Raw genomic sequence first — 23,826 nt, forward strand, 5'->3', positions numbered from 1 at the left:
TGGTCATTCGCTCTGCTATCTCGATCGTCCCGATCGAACTGAGACGCCGAGCTGGAAGCTGCAATTGCATGTTAGAGGCGGTCACTCCTTTAGTCAAAACAGTGTCACACTGCACCTCATTCAAGGCCAGCAATTCTGACGCAAGATGACCTTCCGCGCTGCCGACTGATGAAAATCTGGGCGCGGCTTGCTGCGCAAGTCGTCACCCTGAGCTCGGTTCGCACCCGCAGCGTAGTTCTGGCTCACACCAGGCCCTCCAGGCCACTTCAAAATCGGTCAGCTGACGTATTGCTGAAAATCGGCAGAAGACCGAGGCTCTGACAAATGCGGTTCGGCCGAAACCACCACAGTCCGTGGGATCCGGATCGAGGCCGCACCACCCGACGGTGTTTGCGCGCATCGTCTTGCTCTAACAGAGGTCGGGCCCGGTCTCGGTCGTGATGCCGAGAACCCGCGCGCCATTGCTGGAAAGGTTGCTCGGATGGTTCTCAAACTCACCAGGCGTTCAGTGACCGCGGGCATCGGCGCAGCCATGGCCGCACCATTTGTCGGACGGTCGGCGCTTGCCGCACAACCGATCGTTCTCGGCGTTCCCTACTGTCAGACGGCTGCAGCGGGTGTCGCGGATCACCAGGACTTCCTGAACGGGACGACGCTCGCGATGGAAGAGATCAATGCCGCAGGCGGCATCCTCGGCAGGCCGCTGAAGCTGTTCACAACGGACATGAATGTTCTCTCCCCGGAATCCTCGAAGCAGGCGCTGGCCGCCTGCGTTGATGCCAAGGTCGACGCGATCTCCTTTGCTTTCACGCTCGTCCCCTTGCCGGCGATGGACGCGACGGCGAAGTACAAATGTCCCTACATCAACGGCAACGCGCAACGCGCCGGCACCGCTGCCGTCAAGGAGCAGCCGGACAAATACAGTCACATCTTCCAGTTCTGTCCCTCTGAGGTGAACTACGGATGGAGCTATGCTGTCTGGCTGGAAGACCAGGAGCAGGGGGGCGTCTGGAAGCCGAAGAACCGCAAGGTTCACATCATTCAGGAGCAGATCGGTTACTGCCAAACGATATCGCGCGCGGCCCAGGAAGCGATCAAGCGGCGCGGCAAATTCGAGGTCGCCCGCATTACGGATATCCAGTATCCCGTGCAGGACTGGGCACCGGTCATTCGCGAGATGAAGGAGGTCGATGCCGCCGCGATCATGGTGGACCATTGGGTGGCTGCTGAATACGCCGCTTTCTGCAAGCAGTTTGTGGCAAGCCCCGTGCGCGACTCGCTCGTCTACCTACAATACGGCCCCTCGCAGCCGGAGTTCCTCGAGCTTGCCGGTTCGGCGGCGAACGGCTTCGTCTGGGGCACGACCATGGGCATCTATGGTGACCAGAGGGGGCTCGCCTACAGGCAGAAGTACAAGAAGCGCTTCCCCGGCATTGCCGGGCTTGCCTATACCGGCATTGCTTACGATCAGACCTACTACCTCAAGAGGGCCTGGGAAGCAGTCGGCGATCCCCGGAAGTTCAGGGAGGTCTGCGACTGGATCCGGACCAACCCGCAGCGCGGCGTCTGCGGCTACGTCGATATGGGCAACCCATATCAGGAAGCGCTCCATTTCCCGGACAATGGAGGCGACGAATTGCAGGCGCGCAAGCTCGAGGCCGGCGTCGCGCAGCTCTATGTCCAGATCCAGGGCGGCGAGCACAAGATCGTCTATCCCGGCCCGGTCTCGGAAACGAAGCTGATCTCTGCGCCGTGGTGGAGCTGATGCTCAGACAAATCTCCCGAAACGATGCAGCTGAACGGGGCGGAAAGGCCGCCCTGTTCTCCTGCACCGGCATCGCGCTCGATCTCGGCGGTCGCGAGATCCTCCGCGACATCAGCCTGCATGTCGAGGCCGGGGAAGTGCTGGGCATCATCGGGCCGAACGGCGCGGGCAAGACCAGTCTGTTTGAAATCCTGTCCGGCCGTATGCCGCCAAAGAGCGGCTCAGTGTGGTTCAAGGGCGAAAATGTTACGGGCCTGCCGTTGTATTCCCGCTCGCGCCTGGGGATCGGCCGCACGTTCCAGACGCCGGTGGTGCCTGACGAACTGACCGTCGGCGAGACGTTCAAAGCGGCGCGTCAGGCTCACCGTCCGTTTCTCACGAGGTTCGACGCCGAATATGGCGCCGACCTCGTCGGTCTGAAGATCAGTGACGACACGCCGGCGACGCAGCTCGAGACCTTCAACCGGCGCAAATTGTTGCTGGCCTGCCTGCTGATGCGCCGGCCCTCGTTGCTGCTGCTGGACGAGCCGGCGGCCGGCCTGATCAATTCGGAGGTCGACGAGATCGATACTCTGCTGCGGATCCTCGCAAAGGAGATGAACATTGCGATCCTCATCGTCGAGCATCGCATCGAACTCCTTGGGACGATCGCCGACCGCATTCTGGTGATGGACGCCGGCGAGGTCATTTCCGAGGGCCTGATGGACAACGTCATGGCGGATCCGAAGGTTCACGCGGCCTACTTCGAGGACTTCAGCGAAGAGGCGGATACATGAATATCTCCGTGAGCAACCATTTGCCGGGAGCTCCGGCACGTCAGCCGCAGCGCGAAGTCCTGAACGTCAACGGACTGTCCGCAGGCTATGGGCCGGTTCGCGTCATCCACGATCTTGACCTCGTCGTCCAGTGTGGGGAGCGGATCGGCATCGTCGGCCTGAACGGCCACGGCAAGTCGACCCTGTTCTATGCAATCGCCGGACTTACCGGCTGGCAGCGCGGCTCGATCAAGCTGAACGGCAGGGAGGTCGGTCGCACGCGAAGCCAGGGGCCGGGGCGCTACACCCACGAAATCGTGCGCGCAGGATTGGCGCTGATTCCTCAGGGCGACGAGATCTTCCATGGCCTGACCGTCGAGGAGCATCTCGATTCCGGGGCCTACACCGCGGCGGCCTGGCGCGATCGCGCGGCGCGCAAGCTCCGCATCCTGGAGATATTTCCACCGTTGCGGAAGCTGATGAGCGTACCCGTGGGGCGCTTGTCGGGCGGGGAGCGGCGCATGGTGTCGATCGGCCGCGGCCTGATGACGGACGCGTCGCTGTTCCTCGTCGACGAGCCATCGCTCGGGCTGGCGCCAAAGATCGGCAAGAGCGTGATCAACGCTCTGATGGCCGTCAAGCTCGGGAATGCCGCGATGATCATCGCGGAGCAGAACGTCGCGCTGCTGGAAGGACGGGTCGACCGCATCATCGGCATGCATGTCGGAAAGCTCAAGGGTGAGGCCTCGGCGGCCCTCGCGTTGAACGTTTATCGAAAGGCGTAAAACGTGGATATCTGGTTCATCGTCAGCAACACCATCGTCCTTGCGTGCATTTACGGCACGCTTGCGATCGGAATTTCGATCACCTGGTCGAGCCTTGGCCTGCTCAACCTCGCCTACGGCTTCATATTCGCATTCTCGGGCTATGGCGCCTGGCTGTTTGCGCAGCATGTCTCCACATCCGGGCCCGCGGTGCTGGCGGCGGGTATCCTCGCAGGCGCGCTCGGAGGAGTGATCATCTGCGCGATCGGGTTCATACCGATCCACGACAAGCCACACTTCACCATTCGAGGTCTGATTGCGACGCTCGCGATCAATCTGATCGGCACGCAATGTCTGCTCTGGTGGTTCGGCCCGCGTTCGAAGAGTCTGCCGGATATCTTCGGCAACTGGTCGGTGTCCCTGCCGGGTGTGGTCTTCACGGCCGACAAGATCGGGAACGTGGTGACATCCGTCCTGATATTGGCGGTCGTTCTGAGGTGGATGCAGTCGAGCCGCCGTGGCCTCGAAATCCGCGCCATGATGATGAATCCGCATGCGGCATCCATCGTCGGCATCGGCGTTCGGCGAACCTCGTTCTATGTCATGGGCATCACGGGCGGGTTGGCGGGTCTCGCGGCCGTTCTTCTCTCCCAGACCTACTACATCTCGCCGTTCGGCGGACTGATGCCGATGATCAAGGGGGTCAGCATTGCGCTTTGCGGCGGGCTCGGCAGCGTGCGCGGCGCCGTCATCGCCGCCATCGTGCTCGGCCTCAACGAGGCGCTGACGAGCATATCGATCGGCGGCCGGTACGTTCTCATCACCCAGTTCGTCGTGATCATCGCCATTCTGTTGGTCCGCCCGCGCGGCATTGCCGGGCTGCTCGACAGGGCGAGGGAGGCCTGAGCAATGTCAATGGATAGCGGCATCAAGTGGCGCAATCCGCTCTTCGTGTGGGGCGGCAAGCGCGACGTCGAAGAGCTCCCGACCATTCCGTTCCGCAGCCATCAGGAGGTCTGGGAAGGAACTCGTCGATCGGCAACGAAGCTGAATGCCGTCGGCCGGCTTCGCTACTACTACAAATGGCCAGGCCACGGCGGAACGATGTGGAATCGCCTTCGCTACTGGCCGACCCGCCGCCGCGTGCTTCGCCTGCGCGGGGAGTACAACCCAAAGACCTTGCGCGCGGAGAAGACGATCGTCGACAAGCGGCCCCTCTGGTGGATATTGGGGCTTCTCGCGCTGGCGATCGCTCCCCTGTTCACGCCAGGTGATCTGCAGAACACGCTGCTGACGGCGGGAGCCACGTTCGGCATCTATGCAGCTATCAGTCTGTGCTGGATGCTCATCATGGGAACCGCGGGCGTCTTTTCGCTCGCAACCTATGCAGTCGTCGGGACGGCAGCGTTCGTGACGGCCTTGCTTGCCGTCAAGTTCGCATTGCCCTGGTGGTTGTTGCCACCGATCGGGGCTCTGGTGGGGCTGGCTTTCGGTGGGATTATCGCGCTGCCGGCAACGCGGCTCGACGGATTCTACTATGCGCTTCTCACCCTAGGGCTCAACGAGCTCTGTCGGGTCTACTTCGTGACGTCAAAGGAGTTCGGGTCTGCGAATGGCGGCCTGTACGGCGCCGTGACTTACATACCGGAAGACTGGTCGCAGTTAGGTCAGCTGCTGCTGGCGTATTACGCCTGCTTCGGCCTGATGCTGCTGGCTTTGCTGCTCTACCGGTTCGTCAACGGCCGCCGGCTTGGACGAATCCTGCGCATGGCGCCCGAAAAGCGCGAGGCCTTCGCCGAGGCGACCGGGGTCAACTTTCGCCAGGCGCGCGTCTGGGTGTTCCTCATCTCGTCGGCGGCGCTGGGTTTCATCGGCGGATTCTATACCTCGAATTTCGGCGGGGTGGCCTTCTCGATCTTCAACTTCGATACCGTGCTGCTCGGCCTCGCCATGCTGGTCATCGGCGGCGTTGGACGCGCGGAAGGCGCGGTGGTCGGCACGCTCATCGTTGTGTTCTTCGACCAGGTGCTGAATACGTGGGGTCCGGCTCGCTTCATGATCATCGGGCTCATCATGCTCCTGGTCGTGCTCTACCTGGGTAACGGGCTGTTCGGCATCAAGGCGCAGTTCCGTGCCTGGCGGGACAAGAAGAAGAGCGAGCGGCGATCGACGCGAGCGGAGAAGGGCGGCGAGATGCTGCCCGAGGAAGCGACCGAGACCGAGGACAAGAGCGTCATCTACCAGCGGCGCCACGACAAGATGGCCCGCGACCATCTCAAGACCCTGGTGTCACCGGAGATCATCGAGGAGCATCGCCACTCCCTCAACGGGCAGCACAGTGAGGCGCTCGAACGGCTCCTGATCTACTTCCGCACCCGTCCTCAGGTGGAGAAGTACGCCATCATGGCCGTGGAACGCTTCGAAGGCTATCGCATCGTCGCCCTGTCAGGACACCGTGGCGTAGCGCCGCGTGTGGTGGAGGACCGCATCTACGCGACGCCGGACGAGGCCTGCCACGGCGTCTTTATGCGGCGCGTTCAGGATCTGCTGGAGTCCTGATCACGGATGAAGCGTTCCGACCTGCGCGGCGAACGGCGGGCTTTAAATGAGGGAGTTGGCGGTGACACCGGTCAGACTTTTTGGCTACACGGACAGGATCTCGGTCAAGCCGGGTGAGACGATTCAGTTTCATGTCAGCGCCGAGGGGACTGATACCGCCGAGGCGCAACTGGTGCGCCTGATCCATGGCGATCAGAACCCATCAGGACCAGGCTTCGTCGAGGAAGAGGTGGCGTGTACCGCGAACGGCAGGTGGCAGGTCGAGCGGCAATTCACCCAGGTAGGATCGTTCCTCGAAGTGGATGACCCCGAGGCCCGGCTGGCGTTCGCAAATAGCTTCACTCTGTTCGCCTTCGTTCACCCGACATGGCCGGCATCCGGAAAACGGCAGACCATAATCGGCCGATGGGACGGCGATCGGAAGCAGGGCTACGGCATCGGCATTGACGAGAAAGGCTATCTGCAGTTTTGGAGCGGACGGGGCGAGGAGATCGAGCGCCTGACCGCCGACGTGCCGCTGCAGGTGCAGATGTGGTATTTCGTGGCCGTGACCTTCGATGCCCAGACCCGGCGCACGACCTTGCACCAGGTCGGCGTCGGCAACAGGTACAACGGCCTGTTGGGCAAGGTCGCGCTGGTGGATTACGAATCCCGCACGTCTGCGACTTTCCTGAGCAGGCCCGGCAACCTGGCCTCAACTCCGTTTCTGATGGCAGGTTCGCGTAGCCGCGACGCGCAACAGCGGACGTGCGTGTCGGAGCTCTATTGGGGCAAGATCGACCGGTGCGGTGCATTTGGCCAGGCTCTACAGTCGGCCGAGCTCGACACGATCAGGAGCGGGCTCGTGCCCGCGATGGACAGCCTGGTCGCGTACTGGGATACGAGCGCGGGATACACCGATCGCGGCATCGGTGATCTCGTGGTCGACGTCGGTCGGTACAAGCTGAATGCCCGAGGATACAATCGGCCCGTTCGCGGCCAGACCGGCTGGAACTGGGACGGCTTCACCGATTGTTTCCGCCTGGCTCCGCAGGAGTTCGGGGGCATCGAGTTTCATGCCGACGCGCTGACGGATTGCAATTGGAAGGCGACCAAGACCGTCGCCCTGCCGCACGGCCTCAAAAGCGGTTGCTATGCCATGAGGCTGCGATCCGGCTGGGGAAAGAGCGTGAGCGAGGAGCATGTCGTGTTCTTCGTGCGGCCAGGAAGGCCGCGGGCGCGTATTGCATTCCTGTTTCCGACGCTCACCTACCTTGCCTTTGCGAACGAGCGCCTGAGTTTCGATCACCCGGAGCGCGAAGCCTTGACGGGACAGTCGGCTGTGCTGTCCGATATCGACATCGAGATGTATATGCGAAGCGATTTCGGGCTGTCGACATACGACATGCACGCCGATGGCAATGGCGTGTGCTACAGCTCCTATCACCGTCCGGTCATGAACATGCGGCCGAGGTACAGGATGCCGAGCCTCGATGTGGCTTCGGGATTGGCTGCAGACCTATCGATCATCGCATGGCTGGACCAGAGCGGCTTCGAGTACGAGGTCCTGACCGACGAGGACCTCCATCGCGACGGGGCGGAGGCGCTGTCGCCGTACGCATGCATTATCAGCGGCTCGCGTCCGGAATACTACACCGAGCAAATGTTGGATGCGACTGAGGATTATATCGCCGGCGGCGGTCGTTACATTTATGCAGGCGGCAACGGGTTCAACGCCACGGCGGGCATCCGCGATGGCGAGCCATGGATCATGGAATGTCGACGCCGCGATGATGGATACAAGCCATGGGTGTCCCGCTACGGCGAGCACTACATGGCAACGGACGGGATGCGTGGTGGTCCCTGGAAGGTACTCGGACGGGCGACCCAGAAGCTGGTTGGCATAGGCCTGAGCAGCGCGGGCGGTGGACGGAGCGAATTCTACCGCAGGATGCCGGACAGCTATCACCGCACAGTGTCCTGGATCACCAAAGGTGTCGATGGCGAGATCATCGGTGACGCCGGTCTTGCCAACGACGGCGCCGCGGGGCTGGCGCTCGATTATTACGACCGCGCTCTGGGCACGCCGCCGCACACCAAGATCATCGCCTCGTCAGGGGGCCACACGGATAGCTATGTCGTGAACCAGCAGCTCGTCCTCTATTCCTACCTTGGGCTCTATGGGTCGTATGACTGGCGGGTTCATGCCGACATGACCTACTTCACGGCCCCCCATGGTGGCGCCGTGTTTGCATGTGGCTCGGTCGCCTTCGCGCAATCGCTACCGATCAACAATTTCAGCAACAGCGCATCCCGAGTGTTGGCGAACGTCGTGGAGGCGTTCGCGGGGGCCGGCCGATTGCCGGGGCTTGCCTGGGTCAATGAGGAAAAGCAGTGGGCTTGATGCATCCGTCAGGGGGAGCCGCGTCGGCGCGTTCCGCGACCATGGCTTACGTTGAACATTTGCAGGTGGAGAGCTGAGGATGCTGCCTCTCGAATACGACAGGTCCGAGGACCGCGACATCATCGTCCGGGATCGATTCGACGGCTTCCGCCGCGAGTATCTGCGGACGCTGGTGAACCCCGAGGTCATCGAGGAGCACCGGCAATCGGCGCTGGGACAGCACAGCGAGAGGCTCGAGCGACTGTTGATCTATTTTCGTCAACGCCCGCTTGAACAAAGATATGCGGTCAGAGCAATCGAGCCGTTCCGGCGCTATCAGGTCGTCAGGCTCTCAGGACGTCGGGGAGTCCCACCGCGTTTGATCGATGGTGCCATTTACACATCGGCGAACGATGCCCGTCACGGCCTGTTCCTGCGCTGCATCCGCGACCTTCTCGAAACCTAGCGCAACACGTCTGCCGGGCAGGGCACCTTGTTCGGCTTCTCGATGGGAAACTCCGCACCATGGCGCAGATCAAGATATTCGGTTACGCAGACAAGATCTCGGTAAAGCCGGGCGATACCATACAATTTCATGTCAGTGCCGATGGGACGTCGACCGCGGAAGCCCATCTCGTGCGCCTGATCCACGGCGACGAGCATCCGCATGGTCCGGGATTCATCGAGGAAGAGATCGACTGCGTCGCCAACGGCACTTGGCAGGTCGAGAAGCAGTTCACGCAGGTCGGTGCCTTCCTCGAGGTGGCCGACCCCGATCGCAAGCTCGCGCTCGACGGCAGCATCACGCTCTGCGCATTCATCTGGCCGACATGGCCCGATGTCGGGCATCGGCAATGCCTCCTGGGCCGCTGGGACAACGACAGGAATCACGGCTATGGTCTTGGAATCAATCCAAGCGGCAGGCTGGAGTTCTGGGTCGGGTGCGGAAACGAGATCGACTACCTGCAGGCTGAGCTGCCGCTGCACAAGCAGGCTTGGTACTTCGTCGCGGCCACTTTCGATGCGCGAAGCGGCCGCGCCACGCTGCACCAGGAAGGCGTCGTCAACCGCTACAACAGCCTGCTCAGCAAGGTCGCGCCCGTCGAATACCGCTCGCATGTGTCGGAGATGTTTCGATTCAGGCAGAACAACCTGCCCGATACGCCGTTCCTTGTGGCGGGCTCGCGCGACTGGCACGCCTTGCGCGGTCACTTCGTGTCGCAGCTCTACTGCGGGAAGGTCGATCGTTGCGGTGTGTTCGATCGCCCGTTGGCTCGCGACGAGCTCGATGCGATCCGCGCGGGCGGGAAGCCGCCATCGGACGGCATGGTCGCATATTGGGACACGACGAAGGGGTATACAGATCGTGGGATCGGCGATCTCGTAGTCGACATTGGACCAAACCGACTCGATGCGAAGGGGTACAACAGGCCGGTGCGTGCACAGACCGGCTACAACTGGAACGGCCGCAACGACTGCTTCCGGCTTGCCCCGCATCAATACGGCGGCATCGAGTTCCATGCCGACGCGATGATCGACAGCAATTGGAAAGCCACAAAGACGCTGGAGCTGCCCGAAACGCTGCGCAGCGGAGCCTACGCGATGAGAGTACGCGGCGGCGACGGCAAGGGCCTGGCCGAAGAGTACATCGTTTTTTTCGTTCGGCCCCGCATGCCTACGGCGCGAATTGCTCTGTTGTTTTCCACCGCGACCTATCTGGCCTATGCCAACGAGCGCTTCGCAACAGACGGCCAGATCGTGCAGCCAATGGCGGGTCAGCCGCCGACGGTCTCCGAGGTCGATATCGAAATCTACGAAAATCCGGAATTCGGTGCGGGGTGCTACGACACGCATGCGGACGGCGCCGGCGTCTGCTGCACGAGCTACCGTCGTCCGATGGTGAACATGCGGCCCAAATACCGGATCGCCGCCTTCGACTTGCCCTGGAATTTTCCGGCAGACCTCTCGATCCTGGCATGGCTCGAGCACAAGGGCTACGACTACGACGTGCTGACCGACGAAGATGTACATCTGGAGGGTGTCGCCGCGATGGCGCCCTATGCGTGCATTCTGAATTCCACGCATCCGGAATATCATTCGGAGCGCATGCTCGACGCGCACGAGGATTACATCGCCGGCGGCGGTCGCTTTATCTGCATGGGCGCGAACAGCTTCTGCTGCAATGTGGCGTTTCGCGACGACGAACCGTGGATCATGGAGTGCCGCAAGACAGGTGGACACTGGATTGCCTGGGCGGCGCGGCCGGGCGAGTACTACCTCGCCACGACGGGACAGATGGGCGGAATCTGGACCGGCTTCCAGCGCTGGGGACAGAAGCTGGTCGGCAATACGTTTGCCGGCGAAGGCTTCGCCCATAGCCAGCCCTACCGGCGGATGCCCGACAGCTACGATCCCGCGCTCGCATGGATCACCGAGGGGATCGAAGGCGAGATCATCGGTGATTTCGGCCTGGGCAACGGCGGAGCGGCGGGCATTGAGATCGACTGCTACAAGCTGGGGTTCGGCACGCCGCCCAATGCCAGGATCATCGCATCCTCGGGCGGACACCCCGACAACTACATCGCCCACGACGAGGAGGGAGCCCACGCCCACCAGGGATTCAGCGGGACGCACAACTACATCCTGCGGGCCGATATGGTGTACTTCGAGGCACCCAACAATGGTGCAGTATTTGCAACCGGATCCATCGCATTCGGGAGTGCCCTGCCGATTCACGGATTCGAGAACAATGTCTCGCAGCTTCTGAGCAACGTGGTGGACACGTTCGTCAGGCCGGGTCCGTTGCCCGGCTCGTCGAACAGACCCAGGGAGAATACAGGAAGACTTGAGCCGGCTGATCCCTAGATCGAGCAACATCGAGCTCACGTGGCGAGTTGTCGAGTCCGGGTCCAGAGATGGCAAGCAGCGCGCGCAATTGGGTCGATCGTGATTTCGAGGAAGGTCCGGAATGATTGACTTGCACTATGCGCCGACCCCAAACGGCTGGAAGATCTCGATCCTGCTCGAGGAGCTGGGGCTGCCGTATACCGTCGTTCCGATCGATATTCGCGCGGGTGAGCAGTTCAAGCCCGAGTTTCTGGCCATTAGCCCGAACAATCGTATTCCGGCGATCGTTGATCGCGCGCCGGCCGACTGTGGCGGGCCTCTCTCTGTGTTCGAGACAGGTGCTATTCTGATCTACCTGGCCGAGAAGACGGGACGCTTTCTGCCAGTGGATGTGCGCGGCCGTACCCGGGTTGTCCAATGGGTGATGTGGCAGATGGGCGGGCTTGGACCAATGCTTGGTCAGCACGGTCATTTCCGTCTCTATGCGCCGGAGAAGATCCCGTATGCGATCGACCGTTATCAGCGTGAGGCAACGCGACTATATGGTGTGCTTGATAATCAATTGGGCAAGACCGGGCGCTTTGTTGCTGGCGACGAATACACGATAGCCGACATGGCCTGCTTCCCCTGGACGATGACCCATCAGGCGCAAGGTTTCACACTCGACGACTTCCCGAACGTAAAGCGCTGGTATGCGGAAGTTCGTGAAAGGCCACAAGTTCAGGCCGGCCTTGCAGTCGGCAAATTCGTGAAAGAGCCGTTCTCCGACGAAGCAAGGCGAACCATGTTCGGCGCATCCAGGTTCGTCACGGAGTGAACGGCATGGAGGCCTCTGGCGAGTGAAAATCGAAATGCCGGCCCGCAAAATCGCGTACCGGAGAGATGGTGAGTGTAACGATCGATGATCGAGTTTTTCTTCGACTGCTCAAGTCCGTGGACCTATCTGGCCTTCCACAACATTCAAAAATTGGCGAAGGAGTTTGGCGAGTCGCTTTCGTGGCGGCCCGTGCTGGCTGGCGGCATTTTCAATACGGTCAATCCGGGCGTTTATGCCTCGCGCGAAAATCCGATCGCGTCGAAAGCGCAGTACATGCTGAAAGATCTCGCCGATTGGGCTCGTTCGGCCGGTCTTGTGATCAGGATGCCGCCGACGGTCTTTCCAGTGAACAGCGTAAGAGCAATGCGCGGCTGCGTCTGGCTCGGCAGCGACGGGATGGTCCCGTTCGCAACTGCCGTGTTCGAAGCCTATTGGGGTGAGGACCAGGACATCTCCCAGGATTCTGTCCTGACGAACATTTGCAAGAAGGTGAGCATCGATCCTGCGGAATTTTTCCGAGGTATTAACGAAGAGGCGGTCAAGAATCAGCTCAGGCTCAACACGGACGAGGTAATCGCACGCGGCGGCTTCGGATCGCCTACAGTGTTCATTGACAGAACCGATATGTATCTTGGCAATGATCGTCTGCCTTTGATCCGCGAACTGTTGGAGCGTCGGAAGACACGGTGTCATCCGGCCTGCAGTGTTGCCCCCGTGGCTCTCGAGCTCCTTCATTCCCCTGATGAGTATCGGCATTCCCGAGAATGCGGTCACCGGGCTGATGATGGCGGCGCCCCGGCCGCGCTGATCGGGCGCAATGCCGCGCCAATGATCGAGAAAAACTGGCATACAAGATAGAAAAACGATTGCGCAAACGTTTTCGTATGCCATAGTCCTGCAAAACTTGGATTGCCCAACAATTATCCAGGCACGGGAGGGGACGTGGCGACCATCGCTGATGTCGCGCGCAAGGCGGGGGTTTCGGTCTCGACCGTCTCGCATGTCGTGAACGGCACGCGGCGCGTTGCGCCGGATACTGCGCGCGCCGTGGAAACGGCGATCGCCTCCTTGGGCTACCGTCCCAACATGATGGCGCGGAGCCTGAAGGCCGCTTCGACACGCTCAGTCGGCATCGCCATCTCCTCAATTTCCAATCCCTATTTCAGCGACATCATCTGTTCGATCGAGGCCGAATGCGCGCGCCTCGGCATGATGATGTTTCTGTCCGACACCGAGGATGACCCGGACCGTGAGCTCGATGTCGTGATGGCGCTGCATCAGCGGCGCGTCGACGGCATTATTCTCGCGCCCAGCCCCGATCCCGGGCGTCGCGCGCTCGCCTATCTGCGCGACGTCGGCCTGCCCTGTGTGCTGGTGGATCGCATGCCCGATGCCGCGTTCGATCAGGTCGGCATCAACAACCGCGAGGCGATGCGCAATCTCGTCGAACGCGTCGCCGCGCTCGGTCATCGCCGTATCGGCTATGTCGGCGGCAATCCCGGATTCGCGACCACGCTCGAGCGCATCGCCGGCTATCGCGAGGGCCTCGCCGGCGTGATCGACGAACGCCTTCTCGTCACCGGCAGTGCGACAACGAACAGCGCGATGCAGGCCGCGGAGCGACTGCTCGACCTCGATGAGCCCCCGACGGCATTGGTCGGCGGCAACAATCTCGCGACGATCGGTATCATGAAAGCGATCCACAGGCGCGGATTGCGGGTGCCGAAAGATATCTCGATCGTCGGCTTCGACGATTTCGAATGGGCCGATTGCTTCGAGCCGCGCCTGACGCTGGTCGCGCAGCCCTGCGCAGAGATCGGCCGGCGCGCCGCCTTCCTACTCATGGAGCGGATTGCCGCGCCGCAGGGGGCGCGGCGATCCATTCAACTCGATGCTGTTATCATCGAGCGCGAATCCTGCGGGAGGCCGAAATGAACACGGGCTCTCAGACCCCGCTGCTCGCCATGCGTGGCATCATCAAGAGCTTTGGCGGCGCGCAGGCGTTGCGCGGCGTCGATTTCGATCTCGCGAGCGGGGAAATCCACGCGCTGCTCGGCGAGAACGGCGCCGGCAAGTCGACCCTGATGAATGTTCTCTCCGGCGTGATCGCGCCGGATCACGGCGAGATCCGCGTCGACGGGACCTCCGTCCGCTTCGCCGATCCGCGCTCCGCGCAAGCCGCGGGCGTCGCCACGATCTTTCAGGAGCTCGATCTCGTCCCGAGCCTCGATGTGACCGCCAATCTGTTCCTCGGTCGGGAGTTGACGCGGGCCGGCGTGCTCGATGGCCGCGCGATGCGCCGCGCGGCGCGGGCGAGGCTCGACGAGATCGGCTTCGATGTGGATGTCGATCAGCCGGTCGGTGAATTGTCGGTCGGCAGGCGGCAGATCGTCGCGATCGCCAAGGCGCTGACCTACGCCTCGCGAATTCTCGTGATGGACGAGCCGACGGCCGCGTTGACCGCCGCGGAGGTGCAGCGGCTGTTTCACGTGATGCGCGACATCGCAAGGCGCGGTGTCGGCATCGTCTACATCTCGCATCGGCTCGAAGAGGTCCCGCGCGTCGCCGACCGCGTGACGGTCTTGCGCGATGGCAGGATCGCGGGGACGGCGCCGCCGACCGCGCCGCAATCCGATCTGGTGGCATTGTTGGTCGGACGGCCCCTCGCGGAGCTCTATCCGCGCCGTAGCGGCACGTTCGGCGGCCGCGTCCTGCATCTGGAGCAGGCCGCCTATCGCCCGCGCCGGCCCAGGGCTGGTTGGCGGGCGCCGCGCGAGGTCTCGCTCGAGGTGCGCGCCGGCGAGGTCGTCGGTCTCGCCGGCATCATGGGAGCGGGACGGACCGAGCTGCTCTCGACGCTCTATGGCGCTGGCGGCCCCGGCGCCTGGTCGGGCCGCGTCGAGGTCGAGGAGCGGCCGGCCAGGCTGACGTCGATACCGGAGGCGCGCGGCGCCGGCGTCGCCTTCGTCAGCGACGATCGTCGCGGTGCCGGCTTGATGCTGCGCGACAGCGTCGAGCGCAACCTCGTTGCCTCGGTGCTGCGGCGCGTGTCGCCGTTCTTCCTGATGTCGCAGGCGCGACAGGCGAGGCTCGCCGGTCAGGCGATCAAGGCATTCGACGTACGGCCGCCGCGGCCGGAACTCGCGGTCGGCGCCCTCTCCGGAGGCAACCAGCAGAAAGTCGCACTTGCCAAGGAGGTGCTCGGGGAGCCGCGCCTGCTTCTGCTCGACGAGCCGACGCGCGGCGTGGATGTCGGGGCGAAGGGCGAAATCTACGCCCGGATTCGCGAGCTCGCCGGGCAAGGGGTCGGCATTCTCGTCGCCTCCAGCGAAATGCCCGAACTGATCGGCCTGTGCGACCGCATCGTCGTGCTGCGGGGCGGGCGCACGGTTGCCGAGTTTCCCGCCGGCGCCGCGGAGGACGATATCCTCGCGGTAGCCGAATCCAACGAGGACGACAGCGATGAATGACGCCGCAACAATCGTGAAGTCCGCGCCAGCGCAGTCGGCACCGGCGCGCCGTCTCGATTTCTTCGCCATCGCGGTGCGCTTTCAGAGCGTCATCGGCCTGATCCTCGTTGCGATCGGCGGCGTCATCTTCTCGCCGCGACGGCACGGCTCGGTGCTGTTCCTGGCGCCGGACAACATCGCGAATATCGTCCGGGCGATTTCCGAGACGGGCATCATTGCCGTCGGCATGACCTTCGTCATCATCACCGCGGGGATCGATCTCTCGGTCGGCGCGTTGCTCAGTCTGTGCAGTGTGCTCACCGCCACGATCATGACGACCTGGGGCTGGGGACTTGTTCCGACCGTGCTGTTCGTCATGATCTGCGGCGCCCTGTTCGGTTGCATGCAAGGTGCGATCTCGACCCGATTCCGCCTCGAGGCTTTCATCGTGACACTGGCGGGCCTCCAGGTCGCACGCGGCCTGGCGCTGGTGATCTCCAACAATCAGTACATCAACATTTCCTACGGCAATGGTCCGGGTCTTGCGCCGCCGATTTTCTCGGTGCTGGGCGATCGCCTGTTCGACAACACGGTTCCGGTCGCGACTCTGGTGTTTCTCGTCGTCGCCATGGTGGCCACCTTCGTGCTGAACTTCACGCGCTTTGGCCGCTATGTCTTTGCCGTCGGCGGCAACGAACGGGCGGCGCGGCTCTCCGGCGTACCGGTCACACTGGTCAAGATTTCGGTCTACGCGATCACGGGTCTCGTGTCGGCCATCGCCGGCATCGTCCACGCCGGCCAGTTCAATTTCGGCAGCGCCAACGATGGCACCGGTTATGAATTGACCGCGATAGCGGCGGTGGTGATCGGCGGGACCAGCCTGTTCGGCGGCGCAGGCTCGATGATCGGCACGATCGCAGGCGCGATCATGCTCGGCGCATTGGCCAACATCCTTCAGCTCAACAACATCAATGCGGCGCTGCAGCTGCTCGCGACCGGCGCGATCATCGTCGTGGCCGCGGTTCTTCAATCTCTCGTTCGTCGCCGCGAGGGATTGGGTCGTTGACCCCAATGGCGACGTCAGGATCTGGTGGTGACCGGCGACCGCCGGCAAGTGACCGCTCGTGAGTGGCGGATATTCGAAGCAACAGGGGAGTGAAATCATGCGACGCGTATCTACGAAGGCAAGGTTCTGGTCCAATCTGGTGCTGGGCGCCGGCACGGCGACGCTCGTCGCCGGGGCAGCGCAGGCTGCACCGCTCGCAAAGGAGTGCAGCAAGACCGGGGAGTTCGTCATCGGCTTCTCGCAGGCGAACAATGCTGAGCCCTACCGCCAGCACGTCAACGACCAGCTGACCGCTGCGGCGAAGAAAGTGCCGCAATTCAAGCTGCAGATCGCCGACGGCGCCGGCAACGTGAACACGCAGACCTCACAGATGGACAATTTCATCACCCAGAAGGTCGATCTGATCCTGATCTCTCCGTTCGAGGCCGCGCCTCTGACGCCGGTGGTCGCGCGGGCGATGAAGGCTGGTATTCCCGTCATCGAGCTCGACCGCAAGACGGTCGGCGAGGCCGGTAAGGAATATACGGCCTTCATCGGTGGGGATAATTTCAAGATCGCCGAGGAGGCGGGAAAATACGTCGCGGACAAGCTCCTGCCGCAAGGCGGCGAAGTGGCGATCCTCCAGGGCCTGCCAAGCTCGACGCCCGCCGTCGAACGGCTCAACGGTTTCAAGGCCGGCGTGAAGGACAATGCAAAGGTCCAGGTCGTCGCCGAACAAGCCGCCGACTGGCTGCCGGATAAGGCGCAGACTGCGTTCGCCGCGATGCTGCAGGCCCATCCGAACATAAAGGCCGTCTATGCGAGCAACGACATGATGGCGGCCGGTGCGCGTCTCGCGGCGAAGGGCGCCGGCAAGCTCGATCAGGTGAAGATCCTCGGGACTGATGGCTTGCCCGGGCCCGCCGGCGGCATCCGCGCGGTTGCGGAAGGCGAGTGGGCGGCAACCTTCACGTATCCGACCGGAGGCCCGGAGGCGATCGATATGGCAAAGTCCATCCTGCTCGATTGCGCGGACAAGGTGCCGACCGTGGTGACCGTGCCGACCACCGCCATTACGCCCGACAATGCGAAGCAGCTGATGCAGAACTGAACGGAGTCCCTCGCACATTGCTCGGTGTGGCGGGCGCGGCCTGACGACGGCCGAGCTCGCTGCGCTGCCGGCAGGCAGATCGCGAAAGGCCATTAGGCTTGCGATGGGTGCAGACCCGACGCGGCGAAGGTCAGCCCACCATCGTCATGGTGGGACCGGTGTAGTAGCTGGTGGTAGTCTGGCTGATGGTCCCACCTTCATTTTTTTTAGATGTGAATCGGATGCCCCAGCGACTTCAGAGCGGCCTCATGAAAGGCCTCGCTTTGGGTCGGATGCGCGTGGCTGGTGAGGGCGACGTCCTCGAGACGCGCACCCATTTCCAGCGCCAGGCTGAACGCCGCAGAAAGCTCGGCGATGCCGGCTCCGACGCCCTGGATGCCAAGCAGGACATGATTGTCCGCCCGCGCCACGGTCCGGATGAAACCGTCCTCGCGTTGCAGCGTCAGTGCGCGGCCGTTGGCCTTGAACGGAAACAGGTCCGTCTTGATGTCGAAGCCCTGGGCGGTTGCCCCGTCGGGTGACAAGCCGACGGTGACGATCTCGGGATCGGTGAAGCAGATCGCCGGGATCGAGACCCGGTCCCAGGCGCGGTGACGGCCGGCGACGATCTCTGCGACCATCTCGCCTTGTGCCATGGCACGATGCGCCAGCATCGGCTCTCCCGTGACATCGCCGATGGCGAAGACGCCGCGCATCGAGGTGCGGCATCGGTCGTCAATCCGGATGAAAGGTCCTTTCATGTCGAGATCGAGAGTCTCGAGGCCGAAACCCGATGTCACGGGGCTACGGCCTACGGTCACCAGAATCCTGTCGGCATCGAGCGTCTGCTGGCCGTCGGCGGTCTCGACCGCGAGCGCCGTGCCGTCCGAAACGAGGGCTTTCGCCTTCGCGCCCGTCAGAACTGTGATCCCGAGCGCGCTCAGGCGCGTTCGGATCGGCGCGCTCAGCCCGGCATCATATTGCGGCAGAATGCGTGAGGTGGCTTCGACGACGGTGACGGCCGCGCCGATCTTTGCGAATGCCGTGCCGAGCTCCAAACCGATATAGCCGCCGCCGACCACGATCAGCTTGCTCGGAATATCGGTGAGCGCCAGGGCCTCGGTGGACGAGATCACAGGGCCTCCGAACGGCAGAGTCGGAATCGCAATCGGCTCAGATCCTGTCGCGATCACCACCGTTTCCGCATGAACGATCTGCGAGCCGGATGGCGTCCTGATCTCGACGGACTTGCCGTCGCGAAAGCGAGCGTGCCCGGCAATGAGCCTGACGCCGGCCTTCTTCAGCAGGCCAGCCACGCCACCGTTCAGGCGCCGGACAATGCCGTCTTTCCAGGCGACGGTCTTGGCGAAATCGAGCGCCGGTTTTGCGGTCGAAATGCCGGGCACGCTCTTGCCCTCGGCGGCGGCTGCAATCTTTTCATACTCGCCGGCCGCGTGGATCAGCGCCTTCGAGGGAATGCAGCCGACATTGAGACAGGTGCCACCCGGCTTTTCGGATTCGATGACGATCGTATCGATACCGAGCTGGCCGGCGCGGATGGCGCAGGTATAGCCACCGGGGCCGGCGCCGATGACGAGGAGCTTACAGGTGATCTCGGTCATCGTTCTTTCAGTCAATGAAGATCATGGCCGGCGTCTCCAGCAGCAGCTTGATGCGCTGCACGAACTGGGCGGCATCGAAACCGTCGATCACGCGATGATCGAAACTGGACGACAGGTTCATGATCTGGCGCGGCACGAAGGCTGCACCGTCCCAATGCGGGCGGATGGCGATCCGGTTGACGCCGACGATCGCGACCTCCGGATGATTGATGATGGGCGTCGTCGCCAGTCCTCCCAGCGCGCCGAGCGACGTGATGGTGATGGTCGAGCCGGTGAGGTCGTCGCGGGTGGCGTTGCCGTTCCGAGCTGCTTCCGCGAGCCGCGCCACTTCACTGGCGCAATCCCAGAGGTCGCGCGCTTCGGCGTGCCTGATGACGGGGACCACCAGGCCGGTCGGGGTCTGGGTTGCGATCCCGATATGAACGCCGGCGTGCTGGTGCACGATCCCGGCCTCATCGTCGAAATGGGCATTGAGATGCGGCAGCTCGGCGATCGCGCGCACCATGGCGCGCATCAGAAACGGTAACAATGTCAGCTTGGGCTTGCCCGGCAGCTTCCGGGCGTTGATCTTTGCGCGCAAATCTTCGAGCGCAGTGACGTCGATCTCTTCGATATAGGTGATGTGCGGAATGCGCGCGCTCGCAATCGACATCTTCTCGGCGATCTTGCGCCGCAGGCCGACGATCTTGATATCGGTGACCGCGGTTTGTGCCAGGTACGGCGTCGCCGTCGTTCCGGCGCTGCCGCGCGAGAGAAGGGCATCGAGATCATCGTGAGTGATCCGCCCAACCGGACCCGTGCCGCGAATCTGCCGCAGGTCGAGGCCGGCTTCCCGCGCGCGGAGCCGGACGGCAGGGGCGGCCAAAGGCCGTTCGATCGCGTGGTTGAGCTGCGAAGCGGATGGCTGCGACCTCTGCGCGTCGGGCGGAGCGCTCGCCGGCGCGCGCGGGGCGCTTGCGGCCTGATCTGCACTTGCTGGGGATGATGCTCGTTTCGCCGGCTCGGGCACCGGCTCGCTCTTACCGTCGACATCCAGCCGAACGAAGTCCGAGCCGATGGCGAGAAGGTCGCCCACATTGCCGGCGAGCCAGGTGACGCGTCCATCGGCGGGCGAGGGGATTTCGACGGTCGCCTTGTCGGTCATGACGGCGCCGAGTACGGCATCCTCACGAACGACATCGCCGACCTTCACGTGCCATTCCACCAGCTCGGCTTCCGCGATGCCTTCGCCGACGTCGGGCAGCCGGACCACACGCTCGGCCATCTCATGCCTCCACCGTTTCGATCAGCGCGCGGCCGATCCGCGCCGGACCCGGGAAGTAGTCCCATTCCTGGGCGTGCGGGTAGGGCGTGTCCCAGCCGGCGACGCGCACGATGGGAGCTTCAAGATGATAGAAGCATCGCGTCTGGACCAGAGCACAGAGCTCGGCCCCGAAGCCGGATGTGAGCGTTGCCTCATGAACGATCACGCAACGTCCGGTCTTCTTGACGGAGGCTTCGATGGTGTCGAGATCGAGCGGCAGCAGCGAGCGAAGATCGATGATCTCGGCATCGATGCCGGTTTCGGCCGCAGCGGTCTCGGCGACGTGAACCATCGTGCCGTAGGCGAGGATGGTGACGGCCTTGCCCTGCCTGCGGATCGCGGCGCTGCCGAGGGGAACAGCAAAGTGTCCGTCGTCGACCTCGCCGAGATCGTGCTTCGACCACGGCGTCACCGGCCGGTCATGGTGGCCATCGAACGGGCCATTATAGAGACGCTTCGGCTCGAGAAAGATCACGGGATCGGGGTCCTCGATGGCCGAGATCAGCAGGCCCTTGGCGTCGCGGGGATTCGACGGCACGACGGTCTTGATGCCGCACACATGGGTGAACAGCGCTTCCGGGCTCTGGCTGTGCGTCTGCCCGCCAAAGATGCCGCCGCCGGTGGGCATGCGAACGACAAGCGGGCAGGTGAACTGGCCGTTGGAGCGGTAACGCAGCCGCGCAGCCTCCGAAACGATCTGGTCGTAGGCGGGATACATGTAATCGGCAAACTGGATCTCAACGCATGGCTTCAACCCGTAGGCCGCCATGCCCACCGCGATGCCAACGATGCCGAGCTCGCTGATCGGGGTATCGAAGCAGCGGCTCGTTCCGTATTTCGCCTGCAGTCCCTGGCTCGCGCGAAACACGCCGCCGAAATAGCCGACGTCCTCGCCGAACACGACGACGCCGTCGTCGCGCGACATCATCACATCCATGGCATCCCTGATGGCCTCGATCATGGTCCGCCGTGTCATGATTCAAACTCCAGCTTCCTGGCGCTGGCGGCGCAGATGCGGGGGCATTTCGGCGAACACGCCCTCGAACATGTCGCGTGCCGTAGGCCGCTGCTCGGAATGGAGCGTGCCGTAGCTTTCGGCCTCCCTTTGGGCCGAGATTACGGTGTCGAGAATCTCGGCCTCTGTCTGCTTGTGCCTCTCCTCAGACCAGGCACCGCGAACGATCAGATGGTTCTTCAGCCGGATCACGGGATCTCCCAGCGGCCATGCGTCGGATTCCGTTTTCGGCCGATAGCCTGCCGGGTCATCGGAGGTGGAGTGGGCGCCGACGCGGTAGGTGACGTGCTCGACGAGAGTGGGGCCGAGATTGCGGCGAGCGCGTTCGCAGGCCCATTTTGCGACCGCATGAACCGCAAGGTAATCGTTGCCGTCGACGCGCAGCGCCGGAATGCCGAAGCCGAGACCGCGTGCGGCGAACGTGCCGGAGCCCCCGCGTGCGATCCCCTGGAAGGTCGAGATGGCCCACTGATTGTTGACGATATTAAGCACGACCGGCGCGCGATAGGTCGAAGCGAACACCAGCGCGGCATGGAAATCGGATTCAGCGGTTGCGCCGTCGCCGATCCAGGCGACGGCAATCTTGGTGTCGTTCTTGATGGCCGACGCCATCGCCCAGCCGACCGCCTGGATGTACTGGGTGGCGAGATTGCCAGAGATCGAGAAGAAGCCGTGCTCCCTGGAGGAATACATCACGGGCAATTGGCGCCCCTTCAGGGGGTCGTGGGTATTGGAATAGATCTGGCAGGCCATCTCCACCAGTGGGTAACCGCCGGCGATCAACAGTCCCGCCTGGCGATAGGTCGGAAAATTCATGTCGCCCGGTAGAAGCGCCTTGCGGAAGGCGCAGCTCACCGCTTCTTCGCCCATGTGCTGCATATAGAACGACGTCTTGCCCTGGCGCTGTGCCATTTGCATGCGCGCATCGAACGCACGCAGCGTCATCATGTGGCGCAAGCCCTCGAGCAGTTCACTATCCGAGAGCGCGCCGGCCCAAGGACCAACCGCTTCGCTGTCGCGATTGAGGACGCGAATGACCGAGAAGGCGAGATCGCGGATCGCCTCGGCATCCACGTCGACGCTGGGACGATCAACCTGGCCGGCGCGCGGGATGCGGATGTTCGAGAAATCAGGCGTGCCGCCCGGGCGCACGGCCGGTTCCGGCACGTGAAGCTTCAACGGCGCAGGCACGGGGGATTGAGCCACCTCGCGCCGCGGGCTCATGGTGTCATGTGTGAGGTCGGAGTCGGGCATTGGCTTTCACCTCTCACCTCGATCGCATCGATGCAGAACAACGCGCCGACGCGGCGAGCGATCCGGTCGACGGCGTCGCGATCACCGATGTCTATGGAGGCCGAGATGCGGCATTCGCTCGCGTCCGCGCGCGCGCTGATGGCCGCGAGCCGAAGGCCCGCGACGCGCGTCTGGTCGAGCAGGCGGCCGAGTGCAGCGTGCATGTCGCTGGTCTGGAGTTCGAGAAAAAACACCGCGTCCGGTCTCAGTTTGTTAGTAAATCGTACTGCCGGATGTCGGGATTGTCGTTCCGTTAATCCCGGTATACCGTAAATCTGCAGTACAAAATTTCTACATATTGCTGGATAAACCAGAAAAGGGTTCTTGGTATGGCGCCAGCTAGACGTGCCACAAGGCCGGTCAAGGCACCGCGCAAGGATGCGCTTCGGCTCGACGAGATCGATCGCAAGATCCTGCGCGCCTTGCAGCAGGATGCACGGCTGACGACGGCGCAACTCGCCGAAAAGGTCGGTCTCTCCACCACACCCTGCTGGAACAGGCTCAAGCGTTTGGAAACGCAGGGCTATATCGATGGCTACGTGGCGCTGCTCAATCAAGACAAGCTCGGCCTGCCCGAGACGGTCATCATAGAGTTGACGCTCGATCGTCACGACGAGGAGATGCTTGAGCGTTTCGGCCAATTGCTGACGAGCTTGCCGGAGGTGATCGAGGCCTATCTCACCACCGGCGACTATGACTACGTCGTGAAGGTCGCGGTCGAAAGCACCGCCGGCTACGAACGCTTTCTGCGCGAGAAGCTCTACCGCATTCCAGGCATTCGCCACAGCCGCTCATCGTTTGCGCTGCGCTGCCTGAAGAAGCTGACCTCGGTGCAGGTCTGAATGCATCCGCAGTCACCGCAGTAATTCTGGACGGTGTCAGTTTTTCGCAACGAGCGATGTGGCGCGGGTTGAAGCGATCGGTAGATCAGAAAAACAAAACAGGGGGTCAGAAAAAGCGCCTTGCATGAAGTAGGGCGACGTCGCTCATCCTGCGCCATCAAAAAAAGCCTGTCGCAAGCGAGGAAACGATGGTTGCGAGCGGTTGGTCCGGCGCGAGAGCACGGTCGGTACGATCCTCGTCGGCGTCGCGGTCAGTGCGGCCGGCATCTTCCAGTCGAACCTTGGCGGCGACGCCCAG

At 62.9% G+C, this 23,826-nt stretch carries 19 protein-coding genes and 1 pseudogene; 15 read left to right on the top strand and 5 right to left on the bottom strand.

All coding sequences use genetic code 11. The features are described from left to right. Positions 1–481 precede the first annotated feature (481 nt). From ACVIIW_RS23580 to ACVIIW_RS23645, 14 genes and pseudogenes are all read left to right on the top strand, one after another. Positions 482–1,765, top strand: coding sequence for an ABC transporter substrate-binding protein (locus tag ACVIIW_RS23580; RefSeq protein WP_456702921.1), 1,284 nt, complete (start codon positions 482–484; stop codon positions 1,763–1,765). Beyond that, entirely contained in the window at positions 1,765–2,541 is a 777-nt protein-coding gene (locus tag ACVIIW_RS23585; protein WP_456702922.1) for an ABC transporter ATP-binding protein, read from the top strand. Before ACVIIW_RS23580 ends, ACVIIW_RS23585 begins: the two co-directional genes overlap by 1 nt. After that, a complete protein-coding gene (locus ACVIIW_RS23590; RefSeq protein ID WP_456702923.1) occupies positions 2,538–3,305 on the top strand; it encodes an ABC transporter ATP-binding protein in 768 nt (255 codons plus the stop codon). The genes ACVIIW_RS23585 and ACVIIW_RS23590 overlap by 4 nt, the downstream gene beginning before the upstream one ends. Before the next feature lie 3 nt (positions 3,306–3,308). After that, positions 3,309–4,190, top strand: a complete 882-nt coding sequence (locus ACVIIW_RS23595; RefSeq protein WP_456702924.1) for a branched-chain amino acid ABC transporter permease — start codon at positions 3,309–3,311, stop codon at positions 4,188–4,190. 3 nt (positions 4,191–4,193) lie between these two features. Continuing rightward, positions 4,194–5,843, top strand: a complete 1,650-nt coding sequence (locus tag ACVIIW_RS23600; RefSeq protein ID WP_456702925.1) for a branched-chain amino acid ABC transporter permease — start codon at positions 4,194–4,196, stop codon at positions 5,841–5,843. A gap of 61 nt (positions 5,844–5,904) precedes the next feature. Further along, positions 5,905–8,226 carry a N,N-dimethylformamidase beta subunit family domain-containing protein gene (locus tag ACVIIW_RS23605; RefSeq protein ID WP_456705246.1) on the top strand — a complete coding sequence of 774 codons (2,322 nt, stop codon included), beginning with the start codon at positions 5,905–5,907 and terminating at the stop codon, positions 8,224–8,226. A gap of 79 nt (positions 8,227–8,305) precedes the next feature. Beyond that, positions 8,306–8,671, top strand: coding sequence for a hypothetical protein (locus tag ACVIIW_RS23610; RefSeq protein ID WP_456702926.1), 366 nt, complete (start codon positions 8,306–8,308; stop codon positions 8,669–8,671). Positions 8,672–8,730: 59 nt separating this feature from the next. Continuing rightward, entirely contained in the window at positions 8,731–11,070 is a 2,340-nt protein-coding gene (locus ACVIIW_RS23615; protein ID WP_456702927.1) for a N,N-dimethylformamidase beta subunit family domain-containing protein, read from the top strand. Positions 11,071–11,173: 103 nt separating this feature from the next. Continuing rightward, the gene (locus ACVIIW_RS23620) at positions 11,174–11,869 is read left to right on the top strand and encodes a glutathione binding-like protein (RefSeq protein ID WP_456702928.1); all 696 of its coding nucleotides are present in this window, start codon (positions 11,174–11,176) and stop codon (positions 11,867–11,869) included. A gap of 84 nt (positions 11,870–11,953) precedes the next feature. After that, a pseudogene (locus ACVIIW_RS23625) lies at positions 11,954–12,550 on the top strand (DsbA family protein); the annotation flags it as partial. Positions 12,551–12,811: 261 nt separating this feature from the next. Then, positions 12,812–13,804, top strand: coding sequence for a LacI family DNA-binding transcriptional regulator (locus tag ACVIIW_RS23630; protein ID WP_456702929.1), 993 nt, complete (start codon positions 12,812–12,814; stop codon positions 13,802–13,804). Next, positions 13,801–15,339 carry a sugar ABC transporter ATP-binding protein gene (locus ACVIIW_RS23635; RefSeq protein ID WP_456702930.1) on the top strand — a complete coding sequence of 513 codons (1,539 nt, stop codon included), beginning with the start codon at positions 13,801–13,803 and terminating at the stop codon, positions 15,337–15,339. Before ACVIIW_RS23630 ends, ACVIIW_RS23635 begins: the two co-directional genes overlap by 4 nt. Further along, positions 15,332–16,384 (top strand): ABC transporter permease, encoded by a 1,053-nt coding sequence (locus ACVIIW_RS23640; RefSeq protein ID WP_456702931.1) that lies wholly within the window; start codon positions 15,332–15,334, stop codon positions 16,382–16,384. The genes ACVIIW_RS23635 and ACVIIW_RS23640 overlap by 8 nt, the downstream gene beginning before the upstream one ends. 97 nt (positions 16,385–16,481) lie before the next feature. Beyond that, positions 16,482–17,474, top strand: a complete 993-nt coding sequence (locus tag ACVIIW_RS23645; protein ID WP_456702932.1) for a substrate-binding domain-containing protein — start codon at positions 16,482–16,484, stop codon at positions 17,472–17,474. Between the two features lie 206 nt (positions 17,475–17,680). Here ACVIIW_RS23645 and lpdA read toward each other — a convergent pair whose 3' ends face one another. From lpdA to ACVIIW_RS23670, 5 genes are read right to left on the bottom strand one after another with little or no spacing between them, the layout of a single operon-like run. After that, the gene (gene lpdA / locus ACVIIW_RS23650) at positions 17,681–19,075 is read right to left on the bottom strand and encodes a dihydrolipoyl dehydrogenase (RefSeq protein WP_456702933.1); all 1,395 of its coding nucleotides are present in this window, start codon (positions 19,073–19,075) and stop codon (positions 17,681–17,683) included. 7 nt (positions 19,076–19,082) lie between these two features. Continuing rightward, positions 19,083–20,339, bottom strand: a complete 1,257-nt coding sequence (locus ACVIIW_RS23655) for a dihydrolipoamide acetyltransferase family protein (protein ID WP_456702934.1) — start codon at positions 20,337–20,339, stop codon at positions 19,083–19,085. A 1-nt stretch (position 20,340) separates the two neighbouring features. Then, positions 20,341–21,354, bottom strand: a complete 1,014-nt coding sequence (locus ACVIIW_RS23660; RefSeq protein ID WP_456702935.1) for an alpha-ketoacid dehydrogenase subunit beta — start codon at positions 21,352–21,354, stop codon at positions 20,341–20,343. Positions 21,355–21,357: 3 nt separating this feature from the next. Further along, positions 21,358–22,617: a thiamine pyrophosphate-dependent enzyme gene (locus tag ACVIIW_RS23665; protein ID WP_456705247.1), complete on the bottom strand. Its 1,260-nt coding sequence runs from the start codon at positions 22,615–22,617 to the stop codon at positions 21,358–21,360. After that, on the bottom strand, positions 22,614–22,850 hold the full coding sequence (locus tag ACVIIW_RS23670; RefSeq protein ID WP_456702936.1) for a hypothetical protein: 237 nt from the start codon (positions 22,848–22,850) through the stop codon (positions 22,614–22,616). The genes ACVIIW_RS23665 and ACVIIW_RS23670 overlap by 4 nt, the downstream gene beginning before the upstream one ends. Positions 22,851–23,015: 165 nt before the next feature. On the opposite strand from ACVIIW_RS23670, the gene ACVIIW_RS23675 reads away from it, so the two are divergent. After that, positions 23,016–23,528, top strand: coding sequence for an Lrp/AsnC family transcriptional regulator (locus ACVIIW_RS23675; RefSeq protein ID WP_456702937.1), 513 nt, complete (start codon positions 23,016–23,018; stop codon positions 23,526–23,528). The last annotated feature ends 298 nt before the right edge of the window (positions 23,529–23,826 follow it).

This window comes from Bradyrhizobium sp. USDA 4449 (assembly GCF_054056275.1).

Coding starts and splice junctions, on each gene's coding strand:
- ACVIIW_RS23580 (WP_456702921.1), top strand. CDS start 482: ATGGTTCTCAAACTCACCAGGCGTTCAGTGACCGCGGGCATCGGCGCA.
- ACVIIW_RS23585 (WP_456702922.1), top strand. CDS start 1,765: ATGCTCAGACAAATCTCCCGAAACGATGCAGCTGAACGGGGCGGAAAG.
- ACVIIW_RS23590 (WP_456702923.1), top strand. CDS start 2,538: ATGAATATCTCCGTGAGCAACCATTTGCCGGGAGCTCCGGCACGTCAG.
- ACVIIW_RS23600 (WP_456702925.1), top strand. CDS start 4,194: ATGTCAATGGATAGCGGCATCAAGTGGCGCAATCCGCTCTTCGTGTGG.
- ACVIIW_RS23610 (WP_456702926.1), top strand. CDS start 8,306: ATGCTGCCTCTCGAATACGACAGGTCCGAGGACCGCGACATCATCGTC.
- ACVIIW_RS23615 (WP_456702927.1), top strand. CDS start 8,731: ATGGCGCAGATCAAGATATTCGGTTACGCAGACAAGATCTCGGTAAAG.
- ACVIIW_RS23620 (WP_456702928.1), top strand. CDS start 11,174: ATGATTGACTTGCACTATGCGCCGACCCCAAACGGCTGGAAGATCTCG.
- ACVIIW_RS23635 (WP_456702930.1), top strand. CDS start 13,801: ATGAACACGGGCTCTCAGACCCCGCTGCTCGCCATGCGTGGCATCATC.
- ACVIIW_RS23640 (WP_456702931.1), top strand. CDS start 15,332: ATGAATGACGCCGCAACAATCGTGAAGTCCGCGCCAGCGCAGTCGGCA.
- ACVIIW_RS23645 (WP_456702932.1), top strand. CDS start 16,482: ATGCGACGCGTATCTACGAAGGCAAGGTTCTGGTCCAATCTGGTGCTG.
- lpdA (WP_456702933.1), bottom strand. CDS start 19,075: ATGACCGAGATCACCTGTAAGCTCCTCGTCATCGGCGCCGGCCCCGGT.
- ACVIIW_RS23655 (WP_456702934.1), bottom strand. CDS start 20,339: ATGGCCGAGCGTGTGGTCCGGCTGCCCGACGTCGGCGAAGGCATCGCG.
- ACVIIW_RS23660 (WP_456702935.1), bottom strand. CDS start 21,354: ATGACACGGCGGACCATGATCGAGGCCATCAGGGATGCCATGGATGTG.
- ACVIIW_RS23665 (WP_456705247.1), bottom strand. CDS start 22,617: ATGAGCCCGCGGCGCGAGGTGGCTCAATCCCCCGTGCCTGCGCCGTTG.
- ACVIIW_RS23670 (WP_456702936.1), bottom strand. CDS start 22,850: ATGCACGCTGCACTCGGCCGCCTGCTCGACCAGACGCGCGTCGCGGGC.
- ACVIIW_RS23675 (WP_456702937.1), top strand. CDS start 23,016: ATGGCGCCAGCTAGACGTGCCACAAGGCCGGTCAAGGCACCGCGCAAG.